This window comes from Streptomyces dysideae (genome assembly GCF_001514305.1).
Lineage (GTDB): Bacteria > Actinomycetota > Actinomycetes > Streptomycetales > Streptomycetaceae > Streptomyces > Streptomyces dysideae.
This window is the reverse complement of record NZ_KQ949111.1, coordinates 70,148-77,116: the sequence shown is the minus strand read 5'-3', so window position 1 is coordinate 77,116 and position 6,969 is coordinate 70,148. Positions and strand designations below refer to the sequence as shown.

The 6,969-nt window shown below is 71.3% G+C and carries 7 protein-coding genes and 1 pseudogene; 4 read left to right on the top strand and 4 right to left on the bottom strand.

The features are described from left to right. Positions 1 to 263 precede the first annotated feature (263 nt). Both AQJ91_RS39245 and AQJ91_RS39240 read left to right on the top strand, forming a co-directional pair. The gene (locus AQJ91_RS39245) at positions 264 to 977 is read left to right on the top strand and encodes a DMT family transporter (protein WP_107122653.1); all 714 of its coding nucleotides are present in this window, start codon (positions 264 to 266) and stop codon (positions 975 to 977) included. 93 nt (positions 978 to 1,070) lie between these two features. Then, complete coding sequence (locus AQJ91_RS39240; protein ID WP_067031879.1) at positions 1,071 to 1,271, top strand: DUF1918 domain-containing protein; 201 nt, start codon at positions 1,071 to 1,073, stop codon at positions 1,269 to 1,271. A 1-nt stretch (position 1,272) separates the two neighbouring features. On the opposite strand, the gene AQJ91_RS39235 is transcribed toward AQJ91_RS39240, so the two are convergent. Beyond that, positions 1,273 to 2,529: a glycoside hydrolase family 10-like protein gene (locus tag AQJ91_RS39235; RefSeq protein ID WP_199848142.1), complete on the bottom strand. Its 1,257-nt coding sequence runs from the start codon at positions 2,527 to 2,529 to the stop codon at positions 1,273 to 1,275. 159 nt (positions 2,530 to 2,688) lie between these two features. Between AQJ91_RS39235 and AQJ91_RS39230 the strand changes: the two genes are divergently transcribed. Both AQJ91_RS39230 and AQJ91_RS39225 read left to right on the top strand, forming a co-directional pair. Beyond that, positions 2,689 to 3,564: a 3-hydroxybutyryl-CoA dehydrogenase gene (locus tag AQJ91_RS39230; protein WP_067031973.1), complete on the top strand. Its 876-nt coding sequence runs from the start codon at positions 2,689 to 2,691 to the stop codon at positions 3,562 to 3,564. Between the two features lie 181 nt (positions 3,565 to 3,745). After that, positions 3,746 to 4,003, top strand: coding sequence for a hypothetical protein (locus AQJ91_RS39225; protein ID WP_067031876.1), 258 nt, complete (start codon positions 3,746 to 3,748; stop codon positions 4,001 to 4,003). A gap of 40 nt (positions 4,004 to 4,043) precedes the next feature. Here the strand turns inward: AQJ91_RS39225 and AQJ91_RS39220 are convergent, their stop codons facing one another. The 3 genes and pseudogenes from AQJ91_RS39220 to AQJ91_RS39210 all read right to left on the bottom strand — a co-directional run. Further along, positions 4,044 to 4,589, bottom strand: a complete 546-nt coding sequence (locus AQJ91_RS39220; RefSeq protein ID WP_067031874.1) for an NUDIX hydrolase — start codon at positions 4,587 to 4,589, stop codon at positions 4,044 to 4,046. Between the two features lie 117 nt (positions 4,590 to 4,706). Beyond that, a complete protein-coding gene (locus AQJ91_RS39215) occupies positions 4,707 to 6,047 on the bottom strand; it encodes an NsdA family TPR-like regulatory protein (RefSeq protein WP_067031872.1) in 1,341 nt (446 codons plus the stop codon). Positions 6,048 to 6,354: 307 nt separating this feature from the next. Continuing rightward, positions 6,355 to 6,801 (bottom strand): annotated as a pseudogene (locus AQJ91_RS39210) (SpoIIE family protein phosphatase); the annotation flags it as partial. Positions 6,802 to 6,969 lie beyond the last annotated feature (168 nt).

Sequence of the window (6,969 nt, the reverse complement as noted above, 5' to 3'; positions counted from 1 at the left end):
AACGGGCGAACGTTGCCTGCCGGGGCACCAGAGAACTCCCTCCGGGTCGCGGGCAGTGGACGGGACCGGGTGTGGTCGGGCCACTGCAGCCGTGCGGCGTCGCCGGAGACGTGCCGCTTGTGCTGGGCCGACCGGCGGTGTGCACGGTGCGCGCACCCCGGAAGGCGGTCGGGGCGTGCCGGGACTGCGCCGCGTGCGTACGCTCAGCGCAGGGCACACAAGGGCTTCGACAGGGGGACGGGCCATTCGTTCGCCTATGGCTTCTGGAGGACACCGTGCCGCGCCAGAACGCCCGCGTCCCGCTGCCCGCCCGCCGCCACTGGGCGGGCCTCGCGGTCGTCGCCGCCGGAGTGGTCCTCGGCTTCCCGCTGCTCAGCACGCTCGCCCTGCGGACGTCCAGCACCACGCACGCCGCCGTGGTGATCGGCCTGCTCCCACTGACCACCGCGCTGCTGTCCGCCCTGCGCACGGGCAACCGCCCTTCGCGCACCTTCTGGGCGGCGGCGCTGGCAGGCGCGGTGGCGGTGGCCGCCTTCACCGTGCAGCAGGTCGGCGGCGCCCTGAGCACCGCCGACCTGTATCTGTTCGCTGCGCTGCTGGTGTGCGCGGCCGGCTACACCGAGGGCGGCCGGCTGGCCCGGGTGATGCCGGGCTGGCAGGCGATCGGCTGGGCGCTGGTGCTGTGTCTGCCGGTCGCCGCCCTCGCGCTGGCCCACGAGCCCGTACAGCTGACCGCACACAGCGTGGCCGGGCTGCTGTGGGTCGCGGCGGGCTCGCAGTTCCTCGGCCTGGTCGTCTGGTACCGGGGCATGGCCGCGATCGGCATCCCGAAGGCCAGCCGGTTGCAGTTGGCGCAGCCCCTGCTCACACTGGTGTGGTCGGTGCTGCTGCCGGGCGAACACCTGACAGCGGCTGCCCCGCTCACGGCCGCGGCGGTGCTGGTCTGCATCGCCGTCACCCAGAGGGCGCGTGGCTGAGGGGGCCCAACGGCCCACTTCCCACCACCGCTCCGCGCCGTAGACTCGAGGTCACGGACCGCTGCTCCCGCACCTGGTGAGGAGGCCCAACAGATGCGTGCAACCGTGGGCGACCAGCTTGTCCAGCACGGCAGGGTGGTCGGCCAACACGACAAGGTCGGCGAGATCGTCGAAGTTCTGGGCGAGGAGGGCAACCCCCCGTTCCGCGTCCGTTTCGAGGACGGGCACGAGGGTGTCTGCTCGCCAGGCCCCGACACCGAGATCCGTCACAAGGACATCACCCAGTCCCGATAGGTCAGCGCGGGGGCCTCGCCGACTGCTGGTAGTGGTCGGCGACCACCCGCGCCATGGCCCCGATCCCGTCCGTCACCGTGTCCTTCGCGGCGAACCAGACGTGCCCGCGTACCTCCGGGTGGTCGGCGCCGAGCGTGAGGTGCCCGGACAGTTCGGCCGGGTCCTGCCAGGCCGCGGGCTGCGCCGGGTCGCCCGCCTTGTAGAGCGCCTCGCCGACGTACAGCTTCGTCCTGGTGCCCTGCGCGACCTGTGCCCACCAGGGCACGAGCTTGGCGTAGTCGGCGGCGGCGTTGCCGATGTTCCAGTACAGCTGTGGGCAGATGTAGTCGATCCAGCTCTCGCGGACCCACTTGCGGGTGTCCGCGTACACGTCGTCGTACGACTGCAGCGCCCGGGTGTCCGAGCCGAGCGGGTCGGTGCGGGCGTTGCGCCACACGCCGAACGGGCTGATGCCGAACTGCGTGGTCGGCCGGATCTGCTTGATGCGGGCCGCCGTCTCCCGCACCAGCTTGTCGATGTTGTCGCGCCGCCAGTCGGCCCGGCTGGCGAAGTCGCCGCCGTACCGGTCGTAGGCGGCGGTGTCGTCGAAGGTCTGGCCGGCCACCGGGTACGGATAGAAGTAGTCGTCGAAGTGCACGGCGTCGAGCGGGTACTTCTTCACCGCGTCGAGAATCGCGTCCTGCACGAAGGCCCGGACTTCGGGCAGCCCCGGGTTGTAGTAGAGCTTGCCGCCGTACGTCACCACCCAGTCGGGGTTCCGGCGGGCGGGGTGGGAGGCGACCAGCCTGGTGGGGTCGGCGTGGGTGGCGATGCGGTACGGGTTGAACCAGGCGTGCAGCTCAAGACCGCGGGCGTGCGCCTCCTTCACAGCGGTGCCCAGCGGGTCCCAGCCGGGGGCCGTGCCCTGGGTGCCGGTGAGGACCTGCGACCAGGGCTCGTACGAGGAGGGCCACAGGGCGTCGGCCGTGGGCCGTACCTGGAGGATCACCGTGTTGAGGCGGCGCTCGACGGCCGAGTCGAGCTGGGCGATCAGCTCGGCGCGCTGCTCGTCGGCGGTCAGTCCGGGCTTGGAGGGCCAGTCCCGGTTCGCCACGGTCGCCACCCACACGCCCCGCATCTCCCGAAGGGCCCGCTTGCGGCCGGAATCCGATCCGCCCGCAATGGCGGCCCCCGCCGCCACCGCGCCGCCCCCCGCCACGAGTGCCGACAGGGCGGTCGCCGCGAACGCACGTCGTGACAGCCGTGACTTGCGATGCATCCTCACTGGTACTACCTCCGTGCGCCTTGTGGTCGCGGCAAGCTTGTCATGCGGCACCCGGGGGATCGATCAACGATCGCCGAAGGTAACGTGCAGGTTTGGAGCAGGAAGCCGAACCACGGCGAACCGGCCACAGTGCAGATCAGCGAAGGGGACGATGTGACGGACATCTCGGCGGGAGATATCGCACGCGTCGGAGTGGTGGGCTGCGGCCAGATGGGAGCGGGCATCGCCGAGGTGTGCGCCCGTGCCGGCCTGGACGTGAAGGTCGCCGAGACCACCGGCGAGGCCCTGGAGATCGGCCGCACCCGGCTGTTCAACTCCCTGGCCAAGGCCGCCGAGCGCGGCAAGATCACCGAGGCGGAGCGGGACGCGACCCTGGCGCGGCTGTCCTTCACCACCGACCTCGGCGAGTTCGCCGACCGCGACCTCGTGATCGAGGCCGTCGTCGAGAACGAGCAGGTGAAGACCGAGATCTTCCAGGTACTCGACCAGGTGGTGACCCGGCCGGACGCCATCCTGGCCTCCAACACCTCCTCGATCCCGCTGGTGCGGCTGGCGGTGGCCACCTCGCGCCCCGACCAGGTCATCGGCATCCACTTCTTCAACCCCGCCCCGGTGCAGCAGCTCGTCGAGCTGATCCCGGCGCTCACCACCTCCGAGGGTACGCTGAGCCGGGCCCAGGTCTTCGCGGAGAAGGTCCTCGGCAAGCACGCCATCCGCGCCCAGGACCGCTCCGGCTTCGTGGTGAACGCGCTGCTGATCCCCTACCTGCTCTCCGCCATCCGGATGTTCGAGTCGGGCATCGCCAGCCGCGAGGACATAGACAACGGCATGGAGATGGGCTGCGCCCACCCGATGGGCCCGCTGCGGCTGTCCGACCTGATCGGCCTGGACACGGTGGCCTCCGTGGCGTACTCGATGTACGAGGAGTACAAGGAGCCGCTGTACGCCGCTCCCCCGCTGCTCCAGCGCATGGTCGACGCGGGCCGGCTGGGCCGGAAGTCGGGCTCGGGCTTCTACACCTACGGCTGATTACGCACGGTGGCCGAAACGGGCCCGGCACCCGCGCGGGTGCCGGGCCCGCGGCATTCACACACCGTGTGCGCGCCGGGCACGCATATGCCCCTCGCACACTCTCCCCACGTGTCCACCAGGCGAGTTGACTCTTCATGCGCATGCAAGGGATGTTTCGACTACGGAAAGGAGCGGACTCGTGACCGCCGACCCCGAGCATCCCGTGGTCCATGGAGAACTCGCAGAGTTACGCCGCCGCCTCGATGTCGCCTATGTGCGTGTCGAGGGAGGGCTCGCTCTGCTCAACCACCGCACCGAAGAGACGGACAAGGAAGTGGACGACCTGGCCGCCCGGATCGTCGCCCTGGAGCACGCCCGCTGGCCACTGCCCGCGGTGGCCGCGGTCACCGCGGTGGGCGCGCTCATCGTGACGGTCTGGCAGGCCCTGGGCCGTTAGCGCTCCGCAGGGCCTGCGCAGGACGCGGCGGTGGGGGACATCAGGGCATAGCGTCCTGCCCGAGCCTGAGATGGTGCAGGAGCAGTAACGCGGCCGCCATGTTGGCGGCCGGGACCTCGCCGCGGGCGACCATGTCGGGGACGAGCTTGAGGGGGACCCATTCCCGGCGGTCCGACTCGAAGTCGTCCACGGGATGTCCGACGTACTCGCCCTCGTCGGCCCAGTAGATGTGGTGCCGGGCGTCGGTGAGCCCGTTGGACGGCTCCACGCTCATGAGGTGGTGCAGGGGTCCCGGCCGCCAGCCGGTCTCCTCCTCGAGCTCCCTGGCGGCCGCACGGACGATGTCCTCGCCGTCCTCGACGACGCCTGCCGCGAGTTCCCACCCCCAGCTGTCGGTGATGAAACGGTGGCGCCACAGAAGGAGGACTTCATTGGCCTCGTTCACCACCGTTGCCACGGCCACCGGCCGCAGCCGTATCAAGAAGTGGTCGAGGTGCCGGCCGTCCGGCAGCTCGACATCCGCGAGATTGACGCTGAACCAGCGGTTCGAGTACACAGTCTGTTCGTTCTGTTTCGTCCACTGCACGGTTCTGCCACCTTCCGCTGAGTAAGTGGCAATATCGCAGCAGGAGCGGACTCTCAGCAGGCGCACAGGAAGCCGCTCCCAGCGCAGCGGTAGGCGCAGTGACTCGGTGAGTGATGTCTACAGCGGTACGCGCAGTGCTCCGTCGATGAGTTCGGCGGCCTCGGCCGTGCCCGCGCAGCCGCTGCGCGCCAGGTGTTCGCGTACCGCCCTGAGTCTGTCGCGCAGCCGCTGGGACTCCATGCCCCGGGCCTGTTCCGCCATCTGCATCGCGGTGGCCACCGCCTTGTCGGCGTTGCCCTTGCGCAGCTCGATGGTGCTGAGCATCGCCAGCCGGTGCACCCGGCCCCGGTCGTGGGCGGGATTGCCGACGGCGGCCGCCGCGTGCTCGCCCGCCGCCGCCAGCTCGCCGAGGCTGAGCAGCGCCTCCGCCACCTGGACGTTGACCAGACCCGGCTGGACATAGCCCGTTTCGTCGGGTTCGTATCCGCGCCGGATGCGTTCGGCGGCCTGCTCGGCACGCCGGATGCAGGACAGGGCGCTCGTGCCGTCGCCGAGGTGCGCGTACGCCTTCGCCTGCATCGCGTACAGGTCGGAGGCGAGCGCCGGGGTGATGTGCCGGCCTGCGGCGCGCAGCGCGGCCTCGGCGAAGGCGACGGCCTGCCGGAACTCCTGCATGAACAGCGCCTGGTTGACCAGCAGCGCGATCACGTACGCGCCGAGGCCCTGGTCCCCGCTGGCCTTCGCGAGCCGCAGCGCCTGGTGGAAGTAGCGCTGGGCGAGTCCGTGCGCGTCGGAGTCGTACGCGCAGATCCCGGCGACCGCCACCAGACCGCCCGTGGCGCGGTGCAGCTGGCGACCGGTCTCGTCGGTATAGCTGCCGCGGAGCAGCGGGGCCGCCTCGGCGTTCAGGAAGCCGACGATCCGGGTGCGGGTCGCTATGCCGCCGGCCTTGCGGTACATCTGCTCGTAGTGGGTCCGGGCGGCGCGCAGCATCTCCAGGTCGGCGGCGGTGACCCGGTGCCGTCCGCCGCGCGAGACGTCGACGTCCTCGGGCGGGTTCTCCCACTCCCACACGGGCATCACCGCGGGCGTGCCGGTGACGGCGGGGGCGCCGAGTATGTGTGGCCGCTGCTGCTCGTCCGACCGCCACAGGGCGGTGGCCCGCTCGACGAACCCGGACAGCGAGGTGGTGTGCGGGGCGGAGGGCTCGCCGGGGACGCCGAGGCCGATGTCGTCGAGGGTGACGGGCCGTTGCAGCCGGGCGGCGAGTACCTCGCAGATCAGGTCGGGTACCTGGCCGCGCGGCCGCTGTCCCTTCAACCACCGTGCGACGGCGGTGTGTTCGTACCGGAGCGCGAGTCCACGCGCCCTGCCCGCCTGATTGACGTGCGCTGCCAGCCCCGCGTGCGAGATCCCGGCCTCGTCCAGGATCGCGTCGAGCAGAGTGTTGGGCTGCATAGGTGCCCCCCGGGTGGCTCGGTGCCGCCAGAGTAGTGGGATTCGCTTCACACGGGGTGTGAACGGAGCGCTCGAATCCATAGCGTGCGCGCACTGTCGCGGAGAGTTTCCAGCCGGTTGACTGAAATGCCTCGCAAGAGGCCGGCCGGGCCGCCGGCTCCCCCTCGTACAGTGCGGCGGCCCGCATCCGCGCCGTCCGCCCAGCTGCCTGCCCGACACTCCGTGGCGGGGCGGACGGCTCGCCGGCAACGCCGTTGCGCTATCGGCCGTGCGCGTCTCGCGCGTCCTCCACTCCGTCTGCGTGCAGGACCAGTGCCTCGGCGACGGGGTTGTCCGGTTCCGCGCGGGCGCGTTCGCGGAGGTGGCGGGCGAGGGCTCGGTCCAGGCGGCGCAGGACGCGGGCGAGGTCGGGCTCGTCGTGGACGGCCTCGCGGAAGCTGCCGAGAACGGCGGCGACCGTGCCGATGCCGTGTCCGCGTACGTCGCCCATCACGACCCGTACGCCGTGCTCGGTGGCGATGACCTGGTACAGGTCACCGTCGACACACGCACCGCGGTCGGCGGAGAGCTGGGCGGCGGCGAGGGCCAGCCCGTCGATGCGCGGCGGCAACGGCCGCAGCAGCACTCTCTGCGCGGCGTCGGCGACACGGCGGACCTGCCTGAGCTCGCGCAGCAGTGCCTGCCGGACGTGGAGCATCAGCCCGGTGCCCACGGCGAAGAACACGGCGCTGGTGACGGCGCGGGCGCCGAGGCCTACGGATCATGCTGTTGGCCCCCCGTTGGGCCCCGCCAACGCAGACGGACCGGCCCCGAAAGGCCGGTCCGATTCTGTCGACAGTGAGGTGACCGCTGGGAGGCGTGGGGAAACCGCAGTCCCCCACCCCTTGGGCACCAGTGCCCCGGCAGGCAACGTTCGCCCGTC

Coding starts and splice junctions, on each gene's coding strand:
- AQJ91_RS39240 (WP_067031879.1), top strand. CDS start 1,071: ATGCGTGCAACCGTGGGCGACCAGCTTGTCCAGCACGGCAGGGTGGTC.
- AQJ91_RS39235 (WP_199848142.1), bottom strand. CDS start 2,529: ATGCATCGCAAGTCACGGCTGTCACGACGTGCGTTCGCGGCGACCGCC.
- AQJ91_RS39215 (WP_067031872.1), bottom strand. CDS start 6,047: ATGCAGCCCAACACTCTGCTCGACGCGATCCTGGACGAGGCCGGGATC.